The organism is uncultured Sphingomonas sp. (assembly GCF_937859915.1).
Classification (GTDB): domain Bacteria; phylum Pseudomonadota; class Alphaproteobacteria; order Sphingomonadales; family Sphingomonadaceae; genus Solisphingomonas.
Window position 1 is genome coordinate 22,476 of the sequence record NZ_CALMAW010000097.1, and the last position, 23,867, is coordinate 46,342.

The following is a 23,867-nucleotide window of genomic DNA, read 5'->3' on the forward strand; positions in this document are numbered from 1 at the left end:
TATGGCCCCGTTCGATCTTCCGACCCGCGGATGTGATGGCGAAGGCAGCGTCCAGGTCGCGCTCGATCCGCGCGACCGGATCGGCACCGCCAAGGTGTTCGCCGTCTATGGCAAGGGCGGGATCGGCAAGTCGACCACCTCGTCCAACCTGTCCGCCGCCTTCTCGCTGCTCGGCAAGCGCGTGCTCCAGATCGGCTGCGACCCCAAGCACGACTCCACCTTCACGCTGACCAAAAAACTGATGCCGACCGTGATCGACGTGCTCGAGACGGTCGAATTCCACGCCGAGGAGTTGCGCCCCGAGGATTATATGTTCGCGGGCTATAATGGCGTGATGTGCGTCGAGGCGGGCGGGCCGCCGGCGGGGACCGGCTGCGGCGGCTATGTCGTCGGGCAGACGGTCAAGCTGCTCAAGCAGCATCATCTGCTTGAGGAGACCGATGTCGTGCTGTTCGACGTGCTCGGCGACGTGGTGTGCGGCGGCTTCGCCGCACCGCTGCAGCATGCCGAGCGCGCGCTGGTGGTCGCGTCGAACGATTTCGACAGCATCTTCGCGATGAACCGCATCGTCGCGGCGATCGGCGCGAAGGCGAAGAATTACGACGTACGGATGGCTGGGGTGATCGCCAACCGCTCGACCGCCACCGACGAGATCGACCGCTTCAATGCCGCGACCGGGCTCAAGCGCTTGGCGCACTTCCCCGATCTCGACGCAATCCGCCGCAGTCGGCTCAAGAAATGCACGCTGTTCGAGATGGAGCAGACCCCCGAGGTCGCCGCGGCCTGCGCCGAATATAAGCGGCTCGCCGCCTTGATGTGGGCCGGCTGCGATGCGCTCGATGCCGCGCCGATGAAGGACCGCGACATCTTCGACTTCCTGGGGTTCGAATGATGGCGATCGCGCAGCCCTCCTTGACCTATCACGACCGGCGCGGGCGGCTGGAGACCTATTTCGACCGCACCGCCGCCCAGAGCTGGGCGCGGCTGACCTCGGACGCGCCGGTCAGCGGGATCCGCGCCACCGTCCGCGCCGGGCGCAACCGGATGCGCGACACGCTGCTGTCGTGGTTGCCCGCCGACCTCACCGGGCGTCGGGTGCTCGATGCCGGCTGCGGCACCGGCGCGCTGGCGGTCGAGGCGGCGCGGCGCGGCGCCGAGGTCGTCGCGATCGACGTCGCCGCGAGCCTCGTCGATGTCGCGCGCGACCGGACGCCCGACGGGCTGGCGATCGACTGGCGGGTCGGCGACATGCGCGATCTCGCGCTGAGCCGGTTCGACCATATCGTCGCGATGGACTCGCTGATCCATTACCGCGCCTGGGACATCGTCGACGTCGTGCAGGCGCTTGCGGAACAGGCGAACGGGTCGCTGCTGTTCACCTTCGCGCCGTCGACCCGGCCGCTCGCGGTGATGCATGCGGTCGGCAAACTATTTCCGCGCGGCGATCGCGCGCCCGCGATCGAGCCGGTACGCGAGCGATTGCTGCGCACTTTGCTGCGCGGCGTGATGCCCGATGCCCGGCTCGGGCGCGACGCGCGGATCGCGAGCGGCTTCTACACCAGCCATGCGCTCGAGGTCCTGCCCGGATGAGCGACATCGCCGCCCTCAAGGCCTCGCTGGCGCCGCGGTCAATGGCCGCCGGCCGCGGCCGCGTCGCGTCGCTCAGGTCCGGCGCCTTCTGGAACCGCATCGGCACGCGCTTCCTGCCCTTCGCCGACGCCGCGACCGAGGATCTGCCGCTCGGCCGCATCCTGCGCCTGTCGCTGTTCCAGGTCTCGGTCGGGATGGCGGCGGTGCTGCTGACCGGTACGCTCAACCGGGTGATGATCGTCGAGCTCGGCATGTCGGCGAGCCTGGTCGCGGCGATGGTGTCGCTGCCGCTTCTCTTCGCCCCCTTACGCGCGCTGATCGGCTTCAAATCTGATCGCCACGCTTCGCTGTTGGGGTGGAAGCGCGTGCCCTATATCTGGTTCGGCACGCTGCTGCAGTTCGGCGGTCTCGCGATCCTGCCGTTCGCGCTGCTGGTGATGACCGGCGGCGGCACCGGCCCCGCCTTCGTCGGCCATCTCGGCGCCGCGGCGGGCTTCCTGCTGGTCGGCGCGGGGATGCACACGACGCAGACCGCGGGGCTCGCGCTCGCCACCGATCTCGCGCCCGAGGACGCCCGGCCCCGCGTCGTCGCGCTGCTCTACGTGATGCTGCTGATCGGCACGCTGATCAGCGCCGTCGTGATCGGCCGCCTGCTCGCCGATTTCACCCCGACCCGGCTGGTCCAGATCGTCCAGGGCGCGGGGGCGCTGACGATGGTCCTCAACATCGTCGCGCTGTGGAAGCAGGAGGCACGCAATCCCAACCTGATCGGCACGCGCGAGGCGCAGCCGGCGTTCCGCGAGGTCTGGGCGATCTTTATCGCGCGGCCGCGTACGATGCGGCTGCTGATCGCGGTCGGGCTCGGCGCGGCGGCGTTCAGCATGCAGGACGTGCTGCTCGAGCCCTATGGCGGCCAGATCCTCGGGCTGACCGTGGGGGCGACGACCTCGCTCACCGCTTTGTGGGCGATCGGCATGCTGGCGGGCTTCGCGCTCGCCGCCCGGCGGCTCGGCGACGAGGGCGAGCCGCACCGGCTCGCCGGCTTCGGCGGCGTCGTCGGGATCGCGGCCTTCCTGTTCGTGATCTTTGCAGGCCCGCTGCACGCGGTCGCGCTGCTTGCGATCGGCGCGACGCTGATCGGCTTCGGCGGCGGGCTGTTCTCGGTCGGCACGCTGACCGCGGCGATGGCGATCGCCGACAGCGAGACGCTCGACGACCGCACCGGGCTCGCGCTCGGCGCCTGGGGCGCGGTGCAGGCGAGCTGCGCGGGGCTGGCGATCGCGCTCGGCGCGTTCGCGCGCGATCTGGTGTCGGCCGCCGCGGTCGCGCACGATCTCGGGGCGACGCTGGCCGGGCCCGCGACCGGCTACGGCTTCGTCTACGGCGTCGAGATCCTGCTGCTGCTCAGCACGCTGGTCGCGCTCGGCCCGCTGGTGCGCGGCCGCGACGCGAATTCGTCCGCCCCAAGCCGCTTCGGCCTCAGCGAATTTCCGATCTGAAAGGGACCGTCATGCATCCGCAGATCACCCCGCATATCGACGTGGCTTTGCTGGTCTTCTGGGCGTTCCTGCTGTTCTTCGCCGGGCTGGTCTTCTATCTGCGCCGCGAGGATCGCCGCGAGGGCTATCCGGTCGAGGACGAGATCAGCGGCCGGATCGACACCGTTGGCGGCCCGCTGCACACCGCCGCGACCAAATCCTTCCTCCTCCCTTTCGGCCTCGGCCGGGTGACCGCGCCCACCAAGGGGCGCGAGCCGGTCGCCATCGCCGCCGAGCGCATCGCGCTCTTTTCCGGCGCCCCCTATGCACCGACCGGCAACCCGCTCGCCGACGGCATCGGCCCCGCGGCCTGGGCGGAGCGCGCCAGGCGCCCCGATCTCGACATGGACGGTCATCCGCGCATCGTCCCGCTCAGCGCGGCACCCGGCTTTTGGGTGGCGCGCGGGGACTCGGACCTCGGCGGCTGGCCGGTGGTCGGCGCCGACGACCGGGTGGCGGGCAGCGTCACCGACCTCTGGACCGACACCGCGGATCGGCTCGTGCGCTACATCCAGATCGCGGTCGGCGACGGGGCGATCCTGGCGCCGATGATGATGGCCAAGATCGATCGCCGTCGCCGCCTGGTCCGGATCGACGCGCTGCTCGCCGCGCAGTTCGCCGGCGCCCCGCGGATCGCGGCGAGCGACCGGATCACGCTCTACGAGGAGGAGCGCGTCCAGGCCTATTTCGGCGGCGGCTATCTCTACGCCACGCCGGCGCGGCAGGAGCCGTTGCTATGACCGAATATGAGATCGAGCCGGTGCGCGGCCTGCCCGGCATGCTGCCCGCGGGCGAGCGGATCCTGTGGCAGGGCGCGCCGGACCGCCGTGCGCTGGCGCGGACCGCCTTCCACACGCGGCTGGTCGCGGGCTATTTCGCGGTGCTGGTCGCGTGGGCGACGATCGCCGCCGCCGTGCACGGCGTTCGCGCGCCCGGCGACCTGCTCGGTGCGGCGATGACGCTGGCGCTCGGCCTCGTCGGCGTCGGCCTGCTGCATCTGCTCGCTTGGGGATCGGCGCGCACCACCGTCTATACGCTGACCGACCGCCGGATCGTGCTGCGCATCGGGATCGCGCTGCCGACCTGCGTCAACCTGCCGCTCGGCCAGATCGGCGCGGTCGATCTCGCGCTGCGGACGGACGGGTCGGGCGACCTGCCGCTCGCCGTCCTCGGCATTCCCAAGCTCGGCTATGTGGCGCTGTGGCCGCATGCCCGTCCGTGGCGGCTCGTCACGCCGCAGCCGATGCTGCGCGCGGTGCCCGATGCCGGGGCCGTCGCCGCGCTGATCGCACGGACCTGCGCGGCAGCCGATCCGATCGGCCTAGCGACCAAACTCGACACCCGGCTGCCCGCACGCGCGGCGCAGGATCAGGCGGTGGCGGCATGAGCACGCACGCCCACGCCGACATGCTGCCGCGCGGCACGCTCGTCATCGCGGGCGCGCTGGTGCTGTTCGCGCTGACGATGACGAGCGCGATGCGGATCGCGCATGTCCCGCCCGCCGCGTCGCCCGTGCTGATGCGCGAACAGGCGCATGTCGCGCCCGTCACCTCGCGCGATCTGCGCTTCGTCGATCGCGCCGACGGTGCCGTCGTGATCGAGGACGTCGGCCGGCGCACCACCGCCGCGATCATCGCACCGGGGCAGAAGACCGGCTTCATCCGCGGCGTGATGCGCGGGCTGGCGCGCGAGCGCCGCAGCCGCGGAATCGGCGACGGCCCACCCTTCAACCTCACGCTGTGGCGCGACGGCGAGTTGTCGCTGACCGACATGGCGACCGGGCGCGCGATCGAGCTGACCGCGTTCGGATCGACCAACCGCGCGGCGTTCGCGGCGCTGCTCGATGCGAACAGCGCGTCCCCCGCAGGACGCGGGGCATGATCGCGCTGCGCCGCACCCGCTTCGACACCCCCTGCCGGATCGAGGTCGAGCATAGCGACGAGCGGCTGTGTGCGCATGTCGTGCTCGCGGACGACAGCGCGATCGGCCCGGGCGACCGCGTCCGCGTCCATGGCGCGCCGATCCGCGTCGGCTTCGGCGAACGGCGTGTCGTCGAGCGGATCGCCACGGTCGAGCGCGCGACCACAGTCGAGCGGCTGTGGACCCGGTTCGCCGGCCATTTCGAGATGGCCGAACTCTACGACGTCAGCTTTTCGGATCGGACACTGCCATGACCGTGATGACCCCATCAAGCCGGCGGGCGACCGCGACACGCAGGCGATGGCGCGCGAGGATACCGTCCTCTCCCCGCGCTTCTACACCACCGATTTCGCGGCGATGGACCGGATCGACGTCGCCCTCGTCCGCGCCGAATGGGATGCGCTGATCGCCGAGATGGCGAGCGACCCCAACCGGCTCCATTTCAAGCGGACCGCCGCGTTCGACGGCGTCATCGAGCGGCTGCCCGAGGGTCTGCGCGAGGAGTTCACCGATTTCCTGGTGAGCTCGCTCACCGCGGAGTTTTCGGGCTGCATCCTCTACGCCGAGATCGCCAAGCGGGTGACCAACCCCGATATTAAGCAGCTGTTCAAGCTGATGAGCCGCGACGAGAGCCGCCACGCCGGCTTTATCAATGATACGCTAAAAGATGCCGGCATCGGCATCGATCTCGGCTTTCTGACGCGTACCAAGAAATACACCCATTTCCGGCCGAAATTCATCTTCTACGCGACCTATCTCAGCGAGAAGATCGGCTATGCGCGCTACATCACGATCTTCCGCCATCTGGCGCAGCATCCCGAACTGCGCTTCCACCCGATCTTCAACTGGTTCGAACTGTGGTGCAACGACGAGTTCCGCCACGGCGACGCCTTCGCGCTGCTGATGCGCACCGACGCCAGGCTGCTGTCCGGCGTCAACCGGCTGTGGATCCGCTTCTTCCTCGTCGCGGTCTATGCGACGATGTACGTCCGCGATCACAATCGCCCCGCCTTCCACAGCGCGCTGGGCATCGACCCGACCGATTACGACCAGCGCGTCTTCACGATCTGCTCGGAGATCACGCGCCAGGTCTTCCCGCTCGTGCTCGACACCGACAGCCCGCGTTTCAAGCGCGGGCTCGAGCGGATGCGGCGGATCGCGGGGGCGATCGACGCCGCCAAGGCGCAGGGTGACCTAGTCGGCGGCATCAAGCGCGTCGCGCTGACCGCCGCCGCCGCGGTCGCCTTCGCGCGGCTCTACCTGACCCCGGTCAAGCGCAACGTCGCCCCCGCCACCGTCCGGCTGGTCCCGACCTGGTGACGATCCCGCCGCTGCTCTTCGCCCTGCTGATGTGGTTCATCGGCACCGCCGCGATCGTCTGGCTCGACAGCCGGCCGCGCGAGACCTTCGCGACCAGCCTGACGCTCGCCGGCCTCGCCGCGATCGCGGCAATCCTGCTGGTCTGGGCGAAGGCGGGCGACGCCAGCGTCGACGGCGCCTATGCCGGCTTCGCCGCCGCGATCCTGGTCTGGGGCTGGCACGAGATGAGTTTCCTGATGGGCGCGATCGCGGGACCCAACCGCGCCGCATGCCCGCCGGGTGTCACCGGCTGGCGGCGCTTCACCGCCGCGACCGCGACCGTGATCCACCACGACCTCGCGATCGCCGCGACCGCGATCCTGCTGTTCGCGCTGACCTGGCACGCGCCAAACCAGGCCGCCCCGCTTACCTTCCTGCTGCTGTTCGGGCTGCGGCTGTCGGCCAAGTTCAACCTGTTCCTGGGCGTGCCCAATCTCAGCGACGAGGTGTTTCCCGAGCATCTCGCCTATCTCAAAAGCTATTTCCGCACCGCGCGGTGCAACCCGCTGTTTCCGGTCTCGATCCTGGTCGGCACCGGCCTCGCCGGCTGGGCGTGGATCGTGGCGGAGCGGGCCCCCGCCGGCAGCGGCGCCTCGGCAAGTGCGGCACTTCTCGCCGGCCTCGCGCTGCTCGGCGTGATCGAGCATCTGTTCCTGGTGCTGCCGCTGCGCGACGCCAGACTGTGGCGCTGGGCGGCGTCCGCATCACCGAACCCGGCCAAGGCCGCCATCATCGAACCGCAGACGGGGGAGATCGTATGAACTACGAGGCGTTTTTCGAGTCCGAGCTGACCACGCTCAAGGAGGATGGCCGCTACCGCATTTTCGCCGAACTCGAACGCAAGGCCGGCGCCTTCCCATCGGCTGAGCAGTTCAGCGGCGAGCGCCGGCGGCCGGTAACGGTGTGGTGCTCGAACGATTATCTCGGCATGGCCCAACATCCCGCGGTGCTGGCCGCGATGCACGAGACGCTCGATCGCTGCGGCGCAGGCGCGGGGGGCACGCGCAATATCTCGGGCACGACGCACAGCCACGTTCTGCTCGAGGCCGAGCTCGCCGATCTCCACCACAAGGAGGCGGCGCTGCTGTTCACCTCGGGCTATGTCTCGAACTGGGCGGCGCTCGGCACGCTCGGCGCGCGCATCCCGGGCTGCGTCATCCTCTCCGATGCGCTCAACCACGCCTCGATGATCGAGGGGATGCGCCACAGCCGCGCCGAGGTGCACAGATTCGCGCACAACTCGCCCGAGGACCTCGATCGCCGGCTGGCGCCGCTCGATCCGGCGCGGCCCAAGCTGGTCGCGTTCGAGAGCGTCTATTCGATGGACGGCGACATCGCCCCGATCGCCGAGATCCTCGACGTCTGCGAGGCGCACGGCGCAATGTCCTATCTCGACGAGGTCCACGGCGTCGGCCTCTACGGCCCGCGCGGCGGCGGCGTCGCCGAGCGCGAGGGGCTGATGGACCGGGTGAGCGTGATCGAGGGCACGCTCGGCAAGGCGTTCGGCGTGATGGGCGGCTATATCGCCGCGTCCGCAGCGTTGTGCGACTTCGTCCGCAGCTTCGCCAGCGGCTTCATCTTCACCACCGCGCTGCCGCCCGCGCTCGCCGCCGGCGCGGCCGCGAGCATCCGCCATCTCAAGACCAGCCAGATCGAGCGCGCGCGCCACCGCGAGTGCGTCGCGCAGGTACGCCGGCGGCTGGCGGCGATCGGCATCCCGACGATCGACAATCCCAGCCACATCATCCCGATCATGGTCGGCGACGCCCACAAATGCCGGCGGATCAGCGACTGGCTGCTCGAGCATCACGGCATCTACGTCCAGCCGATCAACTACCCGACCGTCCCCGTCGGCACCGAGCGGCTGCGGCTAACCCCCTCGCCGGTGCACAGCGATGCCGACGTCGACCGGTTGGTCGCCGCACTCAGCGAGATCTGGTCGCAGTGCGAGCTCGCACGGCGTGCGATGGCGGCGTAGCTCGGGAAGCCGCACCCCCTCCCGTTCGCACTGAGCGCAGTCGAAATGCAGCCGCCGTCAACGCATGGCCTTCGACGTCGCTCAGGCTGAACGGCCTTTGTCATTCCGAACAAACGAGCCGCTGGCAGCAACTCACCGGCCGGGCTGCACCGCCGCGAAGCTCTGGACCCGTGCGGGCGGTTGCGCGGCATAATAGGCCGCGACCGCGTCGATCTGACGATCGCCGAGCTTCTGCGCGATCACGACCATCGGATCGGGCGTCTTGTCGCCGACGATGCTGCCCCGCCCGCCGCTGCGGAAGACGCGCATCTGGTCGGCGAGATACCAGCGCGACTGGCCCTCGAGCAGCGGATAGGCCTTGGCGGCGTCGCGCGTGACGCCGTGACACGAGGCGCAGGGCGCAAGTCCCGCCTTGGGCAGGCCGAGCAACGCAAGCCGCTGCCCCTCGGCGGGCACAGCCGCCGCCGTCGCATCGGTCGCGCGCCGGGGCAGTGCCGCATAATGGTCCGCGAGCGCGCCGATCTGCGCGGGCGACAGCTCGGTCGCGACCATCTGCATATAGCCGCTGCGCCGCCGGCCCGCCGCATAGGCGGCGAGCGTTTGTGCCAGATAGTCGCGCGTCTGCAGCGTCAGATTGGGAAAGGCGCCACCACCCGCCCCGTCCGCGCCATGGCAGCGCGCGCAGGTCGCAACCGGATCGGCGCCGAGCGCATAACCGGAGAAGCCGAACACCGGAGTGCGATAATTGTAGCTCGCGAGCGGCGGCTCGTCGTCGTTGCGCAGCGCATAGCGCCGTTCGGTGGGCGGCGCTCCGAAGCGTGCGGCTGCCGCGCCATCGCCATGCGCGACCACAGCCAGCTGCCGGAAGGTCGCTGGCGGCATCGTCGGCAGCGCGCGCAGGAAGGCGACGAGGTGCCAGATCTCGTCGTCGCGGCGATCGGCTGGCCACGACGGCATCGCGCTATATTTGACGCCCGCCTTGACGATGCGGAACAGCTCCGGCGCGGTGAACCGCGCAATCGGCAGGTCGGTCGCGAGATATTGCGGCCGCGGGTGCATCGACAGCACCACCGGGTTCTGCCCGAAACCGGGCCCGCCATGGCAGCGCGCGCAGACCTGGCCGTAATAGGCCGCCCCCGCTGCGATCCGTAGTGGGGTGTCGAGATCGGCGGGCGGGGTCGGGCCGGCGTGGAAGGCGGTCGAGCGATCGAAGGTGAAATGAAGCAGCCGCGCCCAGCCCTCCGGATGGGGCTTGGCCGCCGAGAGATCGACGATGCCGGTGACCACGACGACGATCGCAAGCAGTCCGGCCGCCGCAGCGGCGACGAAAAGCGGCCCCAGCCACTGCGTAATACGCAAGGGAAACAGCAACCGAAGCATTTGCTATGCAAATCGCTCCGGTCGCCTGTTGGTTCCGTTTCCGCACCGGTTTCGCGTTGAGCGGATCACTTCTTTCCTGTCATCGCCGCCGGCTGGTTGAACGCGGCGGGGACCGCGGTGGCGACGGCATGTCCGCCTTCCGGTTCCGCCGGCGGCAGCGACGGGCCTTTGAGCGCCGGCGCCTGCGCGATCATGCTGATCCCGCCCAGCGGCTTGGACACGCCCTGGTGGCAGGTCGTGCAATTGACCTTGTAGACGTCGCCATGCGGCCCCTTGCGATAGGCGGGGAAGACCGACTGCAGCGAGCCGATATAGTCCTCGTTGATGTCGCGGACCATGCGGATGCCATAATAGGCGGTGCCGCGCTGTGCCCGGCTGAGGTTCCAGGCACGGAACGACTGGCTGTTGTGGCAATAGGTGCAGTTCACCCCCAGCGCCGAGCTGATGTGCATCATCAGGCCGTAGGTGCTTTCCGCCGTCTTGACCGAGACCTTGTGATCGCGCGACGGGAAGGCGCTGTTGCCCGCGACGCGGATCTGATGCTGGCCGTTCAGATAGTCGGCGAACGGATCATAGGGCAGCGAGGCATAGCCGACATTGGCGTTGGGCGTGTTCTGGCCATGCTTGTTGCCGAGGATCGTGTCGGGATCGGGCGTGCCTTCGGCCAGCGCCCATTTGTTCGCCGGCACGGCATTGCCGCGGTGGCAGGTGTAGCAGGTGACCCCGGTCTGCTTGACGTGGCTCACCCAGCGCGAATTGATCGCCTGCGTCATCTGCAGCATCCGCCGCGCGACGACCTTGGTGTATTTCTCGTCGGACGCCATGTTTTCGGGATTGTGGCAATAGTTGCAGCCCTGCGCGGGCGGTGCGACCCATTGGTTGATCTCGGCCATCAGATGGTCGAAACGCTCCTTGCTGACCCCGCCCAGCACCTTGACGTTCTGATAGCTCTGCCCCGCGGTCGGGCCGCCATCGGGCGGCAGCGGATAGGGCGGTGCCGGGATCGCGCTCGCCTTGGCGATATGCTTGAGGTCGACGATCTGGTCGAGCCCCGCGCCGCGATAGCCGGTCTGCGTCGTCTGCTTGTGCCCGAGGTCGCAGCCGCCGAATGTCACCAGCGCGGCGCCGGCCGCCGACGCGATACCGATCCTGACGAGCGGCGCGGTCATTGCGGCGCTCCCGGCAGCGTCGCGGGATCGACGATCCCGGTGGTCGGATAGCCCGGCGCATAATGGTGCAGCACCGCCCACAAATACCAATTGTCGACGACGGTGCCGGTCAGCAGGATGCCGATGGCACCGGTCAGCGGGGTGAGCACCGCGAACCACCAGGCCCAGCGGTGGATCGACTCCATCGTCGCGTTGAACCCCATCGTCCAGCGCCAGAACAGCGCGGCGCGCTCGGCCGCGGTGCCGCGATCGGTGATCTGCTCGATCTCGCGCTCGCCGCCATAGCGGCCGACCGCGAGGATCGTCGCGCCGTGCATCGCGAACAGCAGGGTCGAGCCGTAGAGGAAGACGTTCGAGAGGCAATGGAACGGGTTGTAGAAGAGATTGCCGTAGCGGATCGAGAAGGCCGCGGTCCAATCGAGGTGCGGGAAGATGCCGAACGGCACCGCCTCGGCCCAGCTCCCCATCAGCAGCGGCCGGATAAAGCCGAGCGTGATGATCAGGAAGATGCCCGCGGCGAAGGCCCAGGCGACATGCGTGCCCATCCCCAACGCGCGCGCCCGGCGGAAGGTGCGCAGCCACCACAGCAGCAGCGACGTCGTCATGCAGAAGCCCGCAATCTGCCACCAGCCGCCATGCGCCAGCGGCACGAACAGCGTGAACCCCCATTCCGGTCCGGGCGGCTCGAGCGCGAGCCAGGGCAGTTGGCGGACGAACTGGATCGGGCTCCAGTTCACGCTCGCCATCATGTTGAGCCCGATCACCTCGAACGCGACGAACGCGAAGACCAGCGACGCCATGCCGAGCGTGCCGAGATAGATCGGGCCGATCTGCGCCGCGCCGATCTTGCCCAGCCAATAGTAATAGCTTCCCCGTCCGCTCCGCGCGAAGCCGGCGTCGCGCAGCGGTGGCCCCGCCTCGAGCGGGCCGCGCAGCTGCACCTGGGTGAACATGTTCTGATAGCGTGCCATCGCGGTTCCCCTCAGGACCAGATCGGCAGGTTGAGCCACCACGTCCACCATTCGGGCCAGCCGCGCGTCCACAGCGGCCCCGAGATGATGATGCAGATCGCGCTCCAGAAGCCCGCGGACAGCGCCAGGAACAGCCCGAGCCGGTGGATGCCGAGCGTGCCGACCGAATAGCCGATCGTGTCGCGGAAGAAGGCGTCCTCATATTCGGGCGACTTCACCGCCTCGCCCGGCGCCGGGTTGACCGACGACAGCACCAGCGCGCCGTGAAAGGCGAGCGCGCCGCCGGTGGTGAAGAAGAAGCTCACCGCCAGCATGTGCGCGGGATTGTAGTGGAAGTGGAGATATTGGTAGCCGGTGTTCGACACCCAATCGAGATGGCTGAAGATGCCGTAGGGGAAGCCGAAGCCCCAGGCGCCGAGCAGCCACGGCCGGATCACGACCAGCGAGACATAGGCGAAGATCGCGAAGCCATAAGCGACGGGGACATGATAACCGATGCCGAGCTTGCGGCAGATCTCGGCCTCGCGCAGCGCCCAAGAGACGAACGCGCCGATCGCGCAGATCGTGATGATCTGCCAGAAGCCGCCTTCGCGTAACGGCGCGAGGCCGAGCCCGTAGCGGATGTCGGGCGGCGCGATGCTGATCAGCCACGGGTTCCAGGTCGGCCCGAGCGACGCCGCGTAGAAGATCAGCGCGGTGCCGAGCGCGGCGCAGATCGCCGAGGTGACGCCGAAGAAGCCGACATAGAAGGGACCCATCCAGAAATCGAACAGGTCGCCGCCGATCAGCGTCCCCCCGCGCACGCGGTATTTTCGCTCGAAGCTCAGCAGCGCCATGGCATCTCTCCGCGTCCCGGCGCCACGCGCCGGACATCGTTGCGGTTATATCGTCTTCGGACGACGAGGCCGGGCCGATGTCCGGCCTCGCTTGTCCCGCCCGGCCGTTCCCGGTCGGCTACGCTCGGTCAGGTGCCAGCCGGTGCGGCCGGCGCGGTCACCACGGGCGGCTTGTGCGGACCGTCGAGCCAGTTGAACCGGTCGGTGCTGAGCAGGATGAAGTGGATCAGCAGCGCCAGCACGAACAGGAAGATGAACAAGGCGACCAGCGCGCGGCGCGGGTCGAAGATCAACCAGATTCTCCACATGACGTGGCTCCTCTCGTTTGAATGGTCGAATGGATCAGGTGGTCCGGCTCACAGCCAGGGCCGCCAGTTCCAGACCAGGATGTGCGCAACGATCGCGACGGCGGTGAAGATCAGGAAGCTGATCATGAACAGCTTGTGAAATTCCTTGGCCTCTTCCGGGGTCAGATAGGTTCGGAGCCCTATCCTATCGTCTTTGTCTCTGAGATCGCTCATGTCTACGTCTCCAATGTTCCCGACCAGGACAGGACCGTGGAGCGGGCTCCCCGGCGGATCCGCGCGGGCCGAATGCCCGGAGGATCGTGCGACCCGCGCCGGTCCGGTCCGGATCGCGCGAGAAAGGTTGTGCCGCGCTCATGCCGCGCGGGCCTCGACGATGGCGAGCGCGAGGCGCTCGGCGGTGACCGACGCTTCGCCGGCGCGCCGCGCGGCGCGCTCGGCGGCGTCGCGGATGCGCTTGGCGGCGGAAATGCGGACCAGCACGGGCTCGCGCTCGACGGCCGCATCGAGGTCGGACTTGGCCTCGTCGTCCCACGCCAGCGCGCGTTCGATCCGCGCCGGCGTCGCCTCGGCTTGGTCGAGCTGCCCGGCGAGCGGCAGGATGTGGAAGAGCGCGTCGAACAGCGCGTTGCACACCTCCTGGACGAGGTATGTCGCCCCCGCATAGCCCATGAACGGCGTGCCCGTGTGGCGACGGATCACCGCGCCGGGGAAGCTCGCCGGCACATAGACGCCGCGCGCGCCGCTCTCCGCCATATACATGCGCTCGTTGTAACTGCCGAACATCACCAACGGCGGGGTCGCGCGGATCGCGTCGCGGACCGCCTGATTGTCGGGCTTGACGCCCGCGCTGCGGCGGACGGCGAAGGCGCAGGGCAGCCCCATCTCGTCCTCGAGAAAATGGCGGATGCCGCGCGCATAGGTCTCGGTCGCGACGATCGCGAAGCTCGCGGTGCCGAAAAAATCCTGCGTCACCGAGCGCCACAAATCCCACAGCGGTTTGATCGTGCTGTGCTTCTCGCGTTCGATGAACGGCTCGGGATCGAGGCCGAGCAATGCGCCCAGCGTGCGCAGGAACGCGGTCGTGCTCTCGAGCCCGATCGGCGCCTGGAGATAGGGCCGCTCGAGCGTCTCGCACAGCCCGCGCCCGAACTCGCGGTACAGGCAGACATTGACCTGCGCGTCGGCGAGACCGCGCACGTCGGCGAGATGGCTGCCGAGCGGGAAGACCATGCCGACCTCGGCGCCGATGCCCTCGATCAGCCGGCGGATCTCGGCGAGATCGGACGGCATGTTGAAGCAGCCGTAGATCGGCCCGATGATGTTGACCCTGGGCTTCTGCCCCGCCTTCGGCGGACGCGGCGCGGGAACCGTCTTCGGACCGAACTGCGTCCACAGCCAGGTCAGCGCGCGGTCGGCGGCCTGCCATTGGTCCTCGTCGATCGTGCGCGGCAGGAAGCGTTGGATATTGGTGCCCTCGGGGGTGACGCCGCCGCCGATCATCTCGGCGATCGATCCGGTGACGACGACCGCAGGCAGATCGCGATCGAGCGTCCGCCACGCGCGGGTCAGCGCGCCCTCGGTGCCGTCGCGTCCCAATTCCTGCTCGCCAAGACCCGTGACGACGATCGGCAGCTCGTGCGGCGGCAGCCCGTCGGTATAGTGGAGCACCGAGGTGACCGGCAGATTCTCGCAGCCGACCGGGCCGTCGATGATCACCTGCAACCCCTTGATTGCGGTGAAGGCATAGACCGCGCCCCAATAGCCGCCGGCGCGGTCGTGATCGAGGATGAGGGTCATCGCGCACCCTCCCCGATACCATCCTCGTCATGCCGAACGCGGTTCAGCCTCCATCGTGCGACAGGCAACGGCCTCGCCAGCGGAAAGATGGACCCTGAAACAAGCTCCGGGTGACGGTAGATAAGAAGCCGCCAGCCGCTCATGTCCCGACGCTTTCTTCCGCCTTGGCGGCGGCGATGCGCTTCGCGGCGAACTTGGCCTTGAACGCTGGCCGATCGACCGGCGTGCCTTCCCAAACCCCGGCCGTGGGGCCGGTGCCGACGCCGTCGAAAAACGCCGTCATCCGCTCGAACCGATGCCGGTTGGCGAGGGCTGCGCCCACCACCGTCGCGAGGCTGCCCGCGCCCGCCGGCCCCATCAGCGGGCGCGCGGAGATCAGGTTGGTGAAATAGAGCGCGGGGATCGCCCGGGTCTTGGCGTGCTGGACGACCGGCGTCGTGCCGATCGCGAGATCGGGGCGATACTCTTCGACCGCGGCGATGTCCTGTTCGAGGCTCGCGCGATACTGGACGCGCACCCCTTTCGCTTCGAGCCAGTCGCGATCGGGATCGGACCAGACCGTGCGCGGGCAGGCGGTGCCGACATAGGGTACGTCCGCGCCGCTCTCGATCAGCAGCCGCGCGACCAGCAGTTCGGAGCCCTCATAGCCCGACACGGTGATCCGCCCGGCGATCGGCCGGCCTGCCAGCGCGGTGCGGATCGCGGGGAGGAAGCGGTTCTTGGCCGCATCGACCTTGGCCTGCGCGATGCCGCACGCGGCGCCGATCGCGTCGAGCCACGCCGCGGTGCCGTCCGCGCCGACCGGCGCCGAGCCGACCACCGGCCGCCCCGCCCCCTCGAACGCGCGGACGCTGGCGGTGTAGAAGGGATGGATCGCGGCGACCGCGGCGCAATCGAGCGCGGCATAGAGTTCGCGCCACTCGCGCGTCGGGACGACCGGGCCGGCCGCGAGGCCCAGCGGCTCGAGCATCAGCCCGATGCCTGGCGGGTCGGCCGGGAACATCTCGCCGAGGAGAGTCACGGTCGGGCGCCGCTCGGCGGGATTGGCCGGTCGTTGCGTCGGCGCGGCGACGGGGCCGGCTTCGGCCTCCCGGCGCGCGTAGGCGAGCATCGCGCCGGCGAGCACGTCCTTCGCCTCGGCATGCGTCGGCACGCCGAAGCCGGGCACGTCGATGCCGATCACGCGGACGCCGTTGATCTGGTCGGGGAGCAGCTGCAGCGGCACGCCCGAGGCGGTCGGCACGCAGAGGTTGGTGACGACGATCGTGTCGTAGTGCGCGGGATCGGCGAGCTGGTGCACCGCCTCGCGAATATCCTCGAACAGCTTGCCGGTGACGAGCGTCTCCGAGCTGAACGGCACATAGCCGACGCTGCGTCTGGCGCCGTAGAAATGCGAGGTGAAGGTGAGCCCGTAGACGCAGCAGGCCGAGCCCGACAGGATCGTCGCGGTTCGCCGCATGCGCAGCCCGACGCGCAGGCTCCCGAAGGCCGGGCACATCGATTGCGGCTGGTCGTGCGGCCCCTTGGGATAATCGGCGGCATAGCGATCGAGGACGTCGGACTTGCCCGCGGTCACGGCGGCGTCGCGCAAAGTCTCTCTGGAGGCGCAACCGCCGGCGTCTCCAGAATCGATGCGATCGCGCACTCTTTCCCCTCCCTCCCTTTCAGGGAGGGGCGCCGAAAGGAGGCTCACCTCAGACGGCATCGTAGACGACCTCGAGGCTCGGCTTGGGCGCATAGGCCGCGCCGCGCATGTCGGCCTGCGTCGCGGGCCTGAGCGTGACGTCGGCGCCGGTGACATCGGCGCTGAACAGGTCGAGCAGCGCGTCCTGGTCGAGCGGGGTCGGCCGCAGCGGCGGCGCCTCGGCGACGTTGACCGCGAGCGCCTCGAACAGCGGCGCCCACTGCCCGTCGGGCCTGCCGACGATCTGATAGTTCGCGCTCTTGCGGCGGATGTCCTCGTTGGCGGGGATTGCGGTCAGCACCGGGATGCCGACGGCGCGCGCGAAGGCATTGGCCTCGCCGGTCCCGTCGTCCTTGTTGAGGATCATCCCCGCGACGCCGACATTGCCGCCCATCTTGCGGAAATAGTCGACCGCCTTGCAGACATTGTTGGCGACGTAGAGCGACTGCAAGTCGTTCGAGGCGACGACGATCACCTTCTGGCACATGTCGCGCGCGATCGGCAGGCCGAAGCCGCCGCACACCACATCGCCGAGGAAATCGAGCAGTACGTAGTCGAAGCCCCATTCGTGGAAGCCTAGCTTTTCCAGCGTCTCGAAGCCGTGGATGATGCCGCGCCCGCCGCAGCCGCGCCCGACCTCGGGCCCGCCCAGCTCCATCGCGAACACGCCGTCGCGCTGGAAGCAGACGTCCTCGATGCCGATCGACTCGCCCGCGAGCTTCTTGCGCGCGCTGGTCTCGATGATCGTCGGGGTCGACTTGCCGCCGAACAGCAGCGCGGTGGTGTCGCTCTTGGGATCGCAGCCGATCAGCAGCACGCGCTTGCCCTGCTGGGCCATCATATAGCTGAGATTGGCGAGCGCGAAGGATTTGCCCGAGCCGCCCTTGCCGTAGATCGCGATGATCTGCGTGGCCTTGGTGACCGGCCCGGTCGGAACGGGATCGGGCTCCTCCTGCGCCTCGTCGCGCAGCGGCCCCGGATCGAGCATGCTCATATCTCTCTCCAATCGAGCACCATCTTGAGGCAGGCCGGATCGGTGAAGGCCTGCGGATAGGCCTCGGCCGCGTCCGCCGCGGGACGGGCATGGCTGATCAGCCCGTCGAGCCGGAGCGCACCCGCGTCGATCAGCGCACGGATCGCGGCGACATCGGCGGTCGCGAATTCCGCGGCGATGCGCAGCCGCGCCTCGCGCAGGAAGGCCGGCGGGAAGGCGAAGGAGAGCCGGTCGTAGAAGCCGGCGAGCAGGATCTCGCCGCCCTTCGCCAGCCGCGGGATCAGCATGTCGAGCGCGTCCGCCGCGCCGCTCGCGTCGCAGATCGTGCGATAGTCGCGCCGCGCGTCGGCGTCGGGATCGAGCACGGCATAGCCCGCGCCGTCGCGCCGCGCCGGATTGGTTTCCCACACTGTCGGCGGCGGGTTTCCACACGCTATCGTCACCCGCGCGAGCAGGCGCCCCAAAATGCCATGGCCGACGATCAGCTCGGGCGCCGCGCCACCCGCGATCGCGTGGTGCGCGGTCGCGGCCAGCGCGATCAAGATGCCGTCGCGGCCGAGCGTCTCGTCGATCGGCAGCGCGCGCGCCGAGGGCAGGATCACCGTGCGCGCGGTGCCGCCGAACAATCCGCGCGCATCCCGATAGCAGGTCGCGCCGGGGACGAAGACCCATTCGCCGATCCGTCCGCGGACTTCGGCGCCCGCCTCGACGATGCGGCCGATCGACTCGTAGCCCGGGACGAGCGGATAGCCCGGCATCCGCCCGGTCCACAGCAATTTCTCGGTGCCGGAGCTGATCCCGCTCCAGTCGATCTCGACTCGAACGTCGGTCGCGCCCATCGGGTTCAGCGCCAATGAGCGGAGCGCCAACCGTTCCGGCGCTTCGAGTATGACCGCCAGTGCGTCCATACGCCCATCTCCTGCCCCCGCCCGAATGAGCGGATGAGGGGTAACTCTATCTATACATATAGATTTGTCAACTTGTTTGGACAGTCGATCTGGTTGCGACGATGGCGCTTGCCGTCAAAGGCAGCGCCATCGGCAAGCATTTGGGCCGCGAAAAGCCCGCGGCGATCAGCATTGTCCGGATCTCGGCAGGGCTGCGCGGCCGTCCCGATCCCATGGCGAGCAGATAGACCCCGAAATAGGCATCTCCGGCTGGCGCGGCGCCGGGGATCTGCGCCATCGGCTCGACGAGCAGCAGTCTGCCGCCGACCGGCAGCGCGGCATATATCGCGCGCAATAATATCATTGCCGGTACGTCGTCATGATCGTGCAGCACGCGGACGAGCGAGATCAGGTCGTACCCCTTGGGCAGGGGGTCGCGCAGGAAATCCCCGCCGTGGATGGTCGCTCTAGACGCAAGGCCCGACGCCGCGAGTCGCCCCCGCGCCCGTTCGCCCACCGCCGGGAGATCGAACAGCGCAAGCTCGAGACTTGGAACGCGCGCGCCGACGGCGGCAAGGAAGGCGCCTTCGCCGCCCCCGATGTCAAGCAGGCGGCGGTGGCGGCGGAAGGGATAGGCATCGATCGTCTGGTTGGCGATCAGCGGCTGCGAGGCGGCCATCAGCGCCGAATAGGCACCGACCGACTCGCCATCGCCCTGCCCCGCCGCTTCGGCATAGTGCCAGTGGCGGGACAAGGCCCCGCCGCCGCCGCCGCGCCGAAACAGGTCCACCGGATCGGCAAGGTCGGCGTAAAGCAGATGGTGGTGCGCGACCATCTCGGCGATCCCGCGATTGCCGCGCAGCGCGGCGCCGTGCCGGCCCAGCGTCCAGGCGGCGCCGAGCGGTTCGACGAGTCCCAATGCTGCTGCGCCGCGCAGCAATCGCTCCGCGCCGTCCCGCGGCAGATCGAGCTGCGCGGCAACGGTGTCGGCTTCGACCGGCTCGTCGGCGAGAAGATCGAACAGCTCGGTTTCGACGCAGGCCGCGAGGATCTGCGAGTAGGTGAAGCCTGCCACCAGATCGAACAGCGCGCGCGCGCGTCGGCGGGCGATCGGTCGGGTCAACGGAAAGCGCGCCGCGAAGCGCTGAAAGCGCGGGGACGCGAGCAGTCGGTTGCGCCAGGCCAACCACCGCCCGCGCCATCCAGAATCTTTGCCTGCAGACGAAATCATATGTCCACTTTTGTGGACACATGCTAGCATCGCGTCAATCACACTCACTATCGCGGGAGCGCCGGCAGATGCCCGACACGCGCGTCGTCGTTATCGGAGCGGGGGTTGGCGGGCTGATCAGCGCCGCATTGCTCGCGGTGCGCGGCTGCGATGTGACCGTTGTGGACGCCGCTTCAAGTCCCGGTGGCAAGCTCCGTGCCGTGACGGTCGACGGCGCCGCGATCGATGCCGGGCCGACCGTGTTCACGATGCGCGGCCTGTTCGAGGAGATCTTCGCGACCTGCGGCGAGTCGCTCGACGACCATCTGGCGACCCGCCCCGCGACGACGCTGGCGCGCCATGCCTGGGGCGACGCGCGGCTCGACCTGTTCGCTGACCCGGCGGCGAGCGAGGCGGCGATCGGGGCGTTCGCGGGCGCCGCGGACGCGCGCGGCTACCGCGCCTTCCGGGCCGAGGCGCGGCGCTTGTTCGAGGCACTCGACCGGCCGTTTCTGCGCGACACCAAGACCGATCCAATCACGCTCGGCTGGCGGATGGGCGCGCACGGGTTTCGCGATTATCTGAACCTGCGCGCCTACGGCTCGATGTGGCACGCGCTCGGCGGCTATTTCCGCGATCCGCGCCTCCGGCAATTATTCGGTCGCTACGCCACCTATTGCGGATCCTCGCCCTTGCGCTGCCCGGCGACGCTGATGCTGATCGCGCATGTCGAGGCGAGCGGCGTCTGGCTGGTCGAGGGCGGCATGCACCGCCTCGCGGGCGCGCTGGAAGCGCTGGCGCGTACGCAGGGCGTCCGCTTCCGCTACGGCAAGCCGGTACGCGAGATCGTCGTCGAACGGGGGCGTGCGGCCGGCGTCGTCCTCGCCAGTGGCGAGCGGCTGACAGCGTCCGCGGTGATCTGCAACGCCGATCCCGCCGCGATCGCCGACGGCCGCTTCGGATCGGCGGTTCGCCACGCCGTGTCGCGTGTCGCGCCGGCGCGCCGATCGCTGAGCGCGATGGTCTGGACGGCACGCGCCCGCGCGACCGGCTTCCCGCTGGCGCGGCACACCGTCTTCTTCTCGGACGACTATCCGGCCGAATTCGCCGCACTCTCCGCTGGCCGCCTTGCCGATCGGCCGAGCGTCTATGTCTGCGCGCAGGATCGCGACGCGGGCGACGTCGCGCCCGCTGGCGCGGAACGCGTGCAAGTCATCGTCAACGCCCCGCCGACCGGCGACGGCGCGCGCCCCACCGCAACGGAGTTGGATCAATGCACACAGCGGATGCTGGACAGCGTTTCGCGAGCGGGGCTGTCGCTCGACCTGGGGCCCTCGGCGGTGCTGACGACGCCGAGCGACTTCGCGCGCCTCTGTCCCTCGACGGGTGGAGCCCTTTATGGACCGGCCTCGCACGGGTGGGCGGCGTCCTTCCGCCGGCAGGGCAGCCGGACGCGGATCGCTGGGCTCTATTGCGCGGGCGGGAGCACCCACCCCGGCGCGGGCGTCCCGATGGCGGCGCTTTCCGGCCGGCTAGCCGCCGACTGCCTGCTCAGGGACCGCGCTTCGACGTCGCGGTCGCGGCCAACGGCTATGCCTGGTGGTATATCGACGCGACCAGCGACGACGGGCGCCACGGGCTGACGATCATCGCCTTCGTCGGCAGCGTCTTCTCGCCCTATTACAAGCTCAGCGGACGGCGCCATCCCGACAATCACTGCGCGATCAACGTCGCGCTCGCCGGCCCGCGCGGCAGCGCCTGGGCGATGACCGAGCGCCCCCGGCACCGCGTCGCGCGCGACGCGGATCATCTCGTCGTCGGCCCGAGCGCGCTCCGCTGGGACGGCAACACGCTGGTGAGCGACATCGCCGAGATCTCCGCCCCGCTGCCCTACCGGGTGCGCGGTACGGTGCGGGTCAGCCCCGAGATGATCGGCACCACCGCCTTCGCGCTCGACCCCGCCGGCCGGCATCGCTGGCATCCCGTCGCCCCGCGCGCGCGCGTCACGGTCGAGATGACGCATCCCGCGGTGCGCTGGTCGGGCGACGGCTATGTCGATTCCAATTTCGGCGACGAGCCGCTCGAGGCCGGGTTCGACGACTGGCACTGGTCGCGCGCGCATCTCAAGTCCGACGTCGCGATCCTCTACGAGGGCCGGCGGCGCGACGGCACCCCGTTCGATCTCGCGCTCAAATTCGATCGACAGGGGCGCTGGCACGACATGGTCCAGCCCGCCGCGGCGGCGCTGCCGCGGACCGGCTGGCTGGTCAGGCGCGCGACCCGGGCCGACGCCGGCGCGCACCCCAAGGTGATCAAGACTTGGATCGACGCGCCCTTCTACGCGCGCTCGGCGCTTGCGACGCGGGTGTTCGGCGAGAACGCGCGCGCGGTCCATGAAAGCCTTGCGCTCGGCCGGTTCCGCTCACCGATCGTCCAGTCGATGCTGCCCTATCGGATGCCCCGCGCGGTCTGGTGACGCGCGTTCCGGCACCGACGGCGGCGCCTGCCGGTCCTTGGTGATCTCGCGACTGACCGAGACGATTTGCCAGATCGCGAACGCCACCGCGGGGATGCCGCAGATCGCCATGTCGAACAGGCTGACCGAACCCGGCTGCATCACCGCTCTCCCGCGAACGAAAGGATCATCGCCGCGACCGCCTTGGGTTGCTCCTCATGCGCAAGATGCCCGAGGCCGGGCAGCGACACCAGCCGCCCGTCGCCGACCGCCGCCGCGGCCGCACGCGCACTCGACAGCGGCACGGCGGCGTCGGCCTCGCCGTGGAGCAGCAGCAGCGGCGTGCGCAGGCGCGGGAGGTCGCGTGCGAGCGAGTCGAGGTCCCACTCGGCCATCATCCTGATCGCGCCCGCGCAATGATCGGGACTGGAAAACAGGCGTTCGTAAAACGCGACACCCGCCGAATCGATACGCGAACCCGTGCTGCGCGCCAGAAACCGTCCGGTCTCGCCCGGCATGCGCGCGAGCTGCGCGAAAAGATGCGGGGCGAACGGATTGACGAACAGCAGCCGCGCGAGCGAGGGAAACAGGATCGCGCCGAGCCCGGGAAAGGGCAGCAGCGCGGCATCGAGCCCGATGATCGCCTTGGGATCGATCACCCCGTCCAGCGCCATGCGGATCGCGATCGCCGCGCCTGCCGAATGGCCGACGACGATCTCGGGCGCGATCTCCAGCGCCTGCGCCAGCTCGCCGATCGCGCGCGCCATCGCCGGCATCGCGAGCCCGCCACGCGGTCGGCCCGCCGTAAAACCATGTCCGGGCAGATCGGGCGCCACGACGGTGAAGTGCTCGGCGAGCAAGGGCGCCAGAGCACGCCAGCTATGCGTCGCGGCCCCAGTACCGTGAAGCAGCAGCAGCACCGGCCCCGCGCCCATCCTCTGGACATGCCAGCGGATCGGGCCGCGCGCGACGAAGCGGCTGTGCGCGCGGTTGGGCCAGTCGCGGCCCTCTCGCTCCCAGCGCGGCGCGTGGCTCATCCGCCTTGCGCCGCGCGGACCGCGGCGTGTATCGCGGTCGCGTCGGCACGCGGCAACGGCAGATAGCGCGCGCCCATCGCCGCTGCGAGCGCTGCCGCTTCCGGGCGCGGCCGCGCGGCAATGTCGAGCAAGGCGGCGTGGATGTCCGCCATACCGATCGCCCGCGCCGCCGCCTGCGCGTCCGCTGCCGCCGTCTGGCGGACCGCGCGACCGTCGGCGGCGATGTTGGCGCGTCCGTCGGTCAGTATGACAAGGAACGGGGTGCGGCCGCGTGCCCGGACCGCCTCAGCAACGGCGTAGGCCGCACTCAGCCCGGCCGCGAGCGGCGTGCCACCGCCGCCGGGCAAGTCGGCGAGGCATCGCCGGGCGCGCGTCAGCGAGCGTGTCGGCGGCAGCAGCAGGTCCGCCGACGTACCGCGAAACGCGATCAGCGCGACCTGCGCGCGCTTCACATAGGCCTCGGCGAGCAGCAGCTCGACCGCGCCCTTGGCCTCGGCGAGCCGCGCCAGCGCCGACGATCCCGAGGCATCGACGACGAAGATCGTCACCGCCTCAGCGCGCGTCTCGAAGCGACGGACGCGCAGATCGTCCCGCCGGATCGCAACGCGTCCCTCGGCGCTGCGCAGTCGTTGCCAAGGTGCCGCGGCGCGCAGCGTGTCGATCAGACTCAGCCGCCGCCCGCCGCCGGGCATCCCCGCGCGCGCCGACAGCGGCCGCCCCCGCGTGCCGGACGTTCGGCGTTCGCCCGCACCAC

27 protein-coding genes are annotated in these 23,867 nt (G+C 69.6%); 13 read left to right on the forward strand and 14 right to left on the reverse strand.

The genetic code is table 11. The features are described 5' to 3' along the window. The first annotated feature begins 1 nt into the window (after nucleotide 1). Genes bchL through hemA form a run of 10 tightly spaced genes read left to right on the forward strand, consistent with a single transcriptional unit; the run spans nucleotide 2 to nucleotide 8,385 of the window. Complete coding sequence (gene bchL, locus Q0326_RS12760) at nucleotides 2–892, forward strand: ferredoxin:protochlorophyllide reductase (ATP-dependent) iron-sulfur ATP-binding protein (protein WP_298691046.1); 891 nt, start codon at nucleotides 2–4, stop codon at nucleotides 890–892. Beyond that, complete coding sequence (gene bchM / locus Q0326_RS12765; RefSeq protein ID WP_298691049.1) at nucleotides 892–1,590, forward strand: magnesium protoporphyrin IX methyltransferase; 699 nt, start codon at nucleotides 892–894, stop codon at nucleotides 1,588–1,590. The genes bchL and bchM overlap by 1 nt, the downstream gene beginning before the upstream one ends. Further along, nucleotides 1,587–3,089 (forward strand): BCD family MFS transporter, encoded by a 1,503-nt coding sequence (locus Q0326_RS12770; RefSeq protein ID WP_298691051.1) that lies wholly within the window; start codon nucleotides 1,587–1,589, stop codon nucleotides 3,087–3,089. Before bchM ends, Q0326_RS12770 begins: the two co-directional genes overlap by 4 nt. An 11-nt stretch (nucleotides 3,090–3,100) precedes the next feature. Next, entirely contained in the window at nucleotides 3,101–3,868 is a 768-nt protein-coding gene (puhA, locus tag Q0326_RS12775) for a photosynthetic reaction center subunit H (protein ID WP_298691053.1), read from the forward strand. After that, the gene (puhB, locus tag Q0326_RS12780; RefSeq protein ID WP_298691056.1) at nucleotides 3,865–4,515 is read left to right on the forward strand and encodes a photosynthetic complex putative assembly protein PuhB; all 651 of its coding nucleotides are present in this window, start codon (nucleotides 3,865–3,867) and stop codon (nucleotides 4,513–4,515) included. The genes puhA and puhB overlap by 4 nt, the downstream gene beginning before the upstream one ends. After that, on the forward strand, nucleotides 4,512–5,009 hold the full coding sequence (gene puhC / locus Q0326_RS12785; protein ID WP_298691058.1) for a photosynthetic complex assembly protein PuhC: 498 nt from the start codon (nucleotides 4,512–4,514) through the stop codon (nucleotides 5,007–5,009). Before puhB ends, puhC begins: the two co-directional genes overlap by 4 nt. Continuing rightward, nucleotides 5,006–5,302 carry a hypothetical protein gene (locus tag Q0326_RS12790; RefSeq protein ID WP_298691060.1) on the forward strand — a complete coding sequence of 99 codons (297 nt, stop codon included), beginning with the start codon at nucleotides 5,006–5,008 and terminating at the stop codon, nucleotides 5,300–5,302. The genes puhC and Q0326_RS12790 overlap by 4 nt, the downstream gene beginning before the upstream one ends. 13 nt (nucleotides 5,303–5,315) lie before the next feature. Further along, complete coding sequence (acsF, locus tag Q0326_RS12795) at nucleotides 5,316–6,368, forward strand: magnesium-protoporphyrin IX monomethyl ester (oxidative) cyclase (protein WP_298691097.1); 1,053 nt, start codon at nucleotides 5,316–5,318, stop codon at nucleotides 6,366–6,368. Continuing rightward, on the forward strand, nucleotides 6,365–7,168 hold the full coding sequence (gene puhE, locus Q0326_RS12800; RefSeq protein ID WP_298691062.1) for a putative photosynthetic complex assembly protein PuhE: 804 nt from the start codon (nucleotides 6,365–6,367) through the stop codon (nucleotides 7,166–7,168). Before acsF ends, puhE begins: the two co-directional genes overlap by 4 nt. Further along, nucleotides 7,165–8,385, forward strand: a complete 1,221-nt coding sequence (gene hemA, locus Q0326_RS12805; RefSeq protein ID WP_298691064.1) for a 5-aminolevulinate synthase — start codon at nucleotides 7,165–7,167, stop codon at nucleotides 8,383–8,385. Before puhE ends, hemA begins: the two co-directional genes overlap by 4 nt. Before the next feature lie 132 nt (nucleotides 8,386–8,517). Here the strand turns inward: hemA and Q0326_RS12810 are convergent, their stop codons facing one another. After that, on the reverse strand, nucleotides 8,518–9,672 hold the full coding sequence (locus Q0326_RS12810) for a c-type cytochrome (RefSeq protein WP_363304099.1): 1,155 nt from the start codon (nucleotides 9,670–9,672) through the stop codon (nucleotides 8,518–8,520). Here Q0326_RS12810 and Q0326_RS18080 point away from each other — a divergent pair. Then, on the forward strand, nucleotides 9,631–9,825 hold the full coding sequence (locus Q0326_RS18080; protein WP_363304102.1) for a phage DNA packaging protein J: 195 nt from the start codon (nucleotides 9,631–9,633) through the stop codon (nucleotides 9,823–9,825). The genes Q0326_RS12810 and Q0326_RS18080 overlap by 42 nt on opposite strands. Nucleotides 9,826–9,830: 5 nt before the next feature. Here the strand turns inward: Q0326_RS18080 and pufC are convergent, their stop codons facing one another. The 10 genes from pufC to Q0326_RS12860 all read right to left on the reverse strand — a co-directional run bounded on the left by pufC (nucleotide 9,831) and on the right by Q0326_RS12860 (nucleotide 19,534). Beyond that, the gene (pufC, locus tag Q0326_RS12815) at nucleotides 9,831–10,934 is read right to left on the reverse strand and encodes a photosynthetic reaction center cytochrome PufC (protein ID WP_298691068.1); all 1,104 of its coding nucleotides are present in this window, start codon (nucleotides 10,932–10,934) and stop codon (nucleotides 9,831–9,833) included. After that, the gene (gene pufM / locus Q0326_RS12820) at nucleotides 10,931–11,905 is read right to left on the reverse strand and encodes a photosynthetic reaction center subunit M (protein WP_298691069.1); all 975 of its coding nucleotides are present in this window, start codon (nucleotides 11,903–11,905) and stop codon (nucleotides 10,931–10,933) included. Before pufM ends, pufC begins: the two co-directional genes overlap by 4 nt. An 11-nt stretch (nucleotides 11,906–11,916) precedes the next feature. Then, the gene (gene pufL / locus Q0326_RS12825) at nucleotides 11,917–12,741 is read right to left on the reverse strand and encodes a photosynthetic reaction center subunit L (RefSeq protein WP_298691071.1); all 825 of its coding nucleotides are present in this window, start codon (nucleotides 12,739–12,741) and stop codon (nucleotides 11,917–11,919) included. A gap of 128 nt (nucleotides 12,742–12,869) precedes the next feature. After that, a complete protein-coding gene (gene pufA, locus Q0326_RS12830; protein WP_298691073.1) occupies nucleotides 12,870–13,049 on the reverse strand; it encodes a light-harvesting antenna LH1, alpha subunit in 180 nt (59 codons plus the stop codon). Nucleotides 13,050–13,097: 48 nt separating this feature from the next. After that, the gene (gene pufB / locus Q0326_RS12835) at nucleotides 13,098–13,262 is read right to left on the reverse strand and encodes a light-harvesting antenna LH1, beta subunit (RefSeq protein ID WP_298691075.1); all 165 of its coding nucleotides are present in this window, start codon (nucleotides 13,260–13,262) and stop codon (nucleotides 13,098–13,100) included. Between the two features lie 138 nt (nucleotides 13,263–13,400). Continuing rightward, complete coding sequence (gene bchZ, locus Q0326_RS12840) at nucleotides 13,401–14,846, reverse strand: chlorophyllide a reductase subunit Z (RefSeq protein ID WP_298691077.1); 1,446 nt, start codon at nucleotides 14,844–14,846, stop codon at nucleotides 13,401–13,403. 139 nt (nucleotides 14,847–14,985) lie between these two features. Next, entirely contained in the window at nucleotides 14,986–16,551 is a 1,566-nt protein-coding gene (bchY, locus tag Q0326_RS12845; protein ID WP_298691079.1) for a chlorophyllide a reductase subunit Y, read from the reverse strand. Next, nucleotides 16,541–17,524, reverse strand: coding sequence for a chlorophyllide a reductase iron protein subunit X (locus Q0326_RS12850; protein ID WP_298691081.1), 984 nt, complete (start codon nucleotides 17,522–17,524; stop codon nucleotides 16,541–16,543). The genes bchY and Q0326_RS12850 overlap by 11 nt, the downstream gene beginning before the upstream one ends. Continuing rightward, nucleotides 17,521–18,432 carry a chlorophyll synthesis pathway protein BchC gene (gene bchC, locus Q0326_RS12855; protein ID WP_298691083.1) on the reverse strand — a complete coding sequence of 304 codons (912 nt, stop codon included), beginning with the start codon at nucleotides 18,430–18,432 and terminating at the stop codon, nucleotides 17,521–17,523. Before bchC ends, Q0326_RS12850 begins: the two co-directional genes overlap by 4 nt. 67 nt (nucleotides 18,433–18,499) lie before the next feature. After that, nucleotides 18,500–19,534: a methyltransferase gene (locus Q0326_RS12860; protein ID WP_298691085.1), complete on the reverse strand. Its 1,035-nt coding sequence runs from the start codon at nucleotides 19,532–19,534 to the stop codon at nucleotides 18,500–18,502. A 176-nt stretch (nucleotides 19,535–19,710) separates the two neighbouring features. Here Q0326_RS12860 and crtD point away from each other — a divergent pair, with 176 nt between their 5' ends. Both crtD and Q0326_RS12870 read left to right on the forward strand, forming a co-directional pair. Next, nucleotides 19,711–21,264 carry a 1-hydroxycarotenoid 3,4-desaturase CrtD gene (crtD, locus tag Q0326_RS12865; RefSeq protein ID WP_298691087.1) on the forward strand — a complete coding sequence of 518 codons (1,554 nt, stop codon included), beginning with the start codon at nucleotides 19,711–19,713 and terminating at the stop codon, nucleotides 21,262–21,264. A gap of 122 nt (nucleotides 21,265–21,386) precedes the next feature. After that, nucleotides 21,387–22,097 (forward strand): hydratase, encoded by a 711-nt coding sequence (locus Q0326_RS12870; protein WP_298691089.1) that lies wholly within the window; start codon nucleotides 21,387–21,389, stop codon nucleotides 22,095–22,097. On the opposite strand, the gene Q0326_RS12875 is transcribed toward Q0326_RS12870, so the two are convergent. The 3 genes from Q0326_RS12875 to Q0326_RS12885 all read right to left on the reverse strand — a co-directional run. Then, nucleotides 22,044–22,238, reverse strand: a complete 195-nt coding sequence (locus Q0326_RS12875; RefSeq protein WP_298691091.1) for a hypothetical protein — start codon at nucleotides 22,236–22,238, stop codon at nucleotides 22,044–22,046. The genes Q0326_RS12870 and Q0326_RS12875 overlap by 54 nt on opposite strands. Beyond that, nucleotides 22,238–23,113 (reverse strand): alpha/beta fold hydrolase BchO, encoded by an 876-nt coding sequence (gene bchO / locus Q0326_RS12880; protein ID WP_298691093.1) that lies wholly within the window; start codon nucleotides 23,111–23,113, stop codon nucleotides 22,238–22,240. The genes Q0326_RS12875 and bchO overlap by 1 nt, the downstream gene beginning before the upstream one ends. Next, nucleotides 23,110–23,867 (reverse strand): VWA domain-containing protein (locus tag Q0326_RS12885; RefSeq protein ID WP_298691095.1); only part of this gene is annotated, 758 nt, incomplete at its 5' end. The genes bchO and Q0326_RS12885, both read right to left, overlap by 4 nt.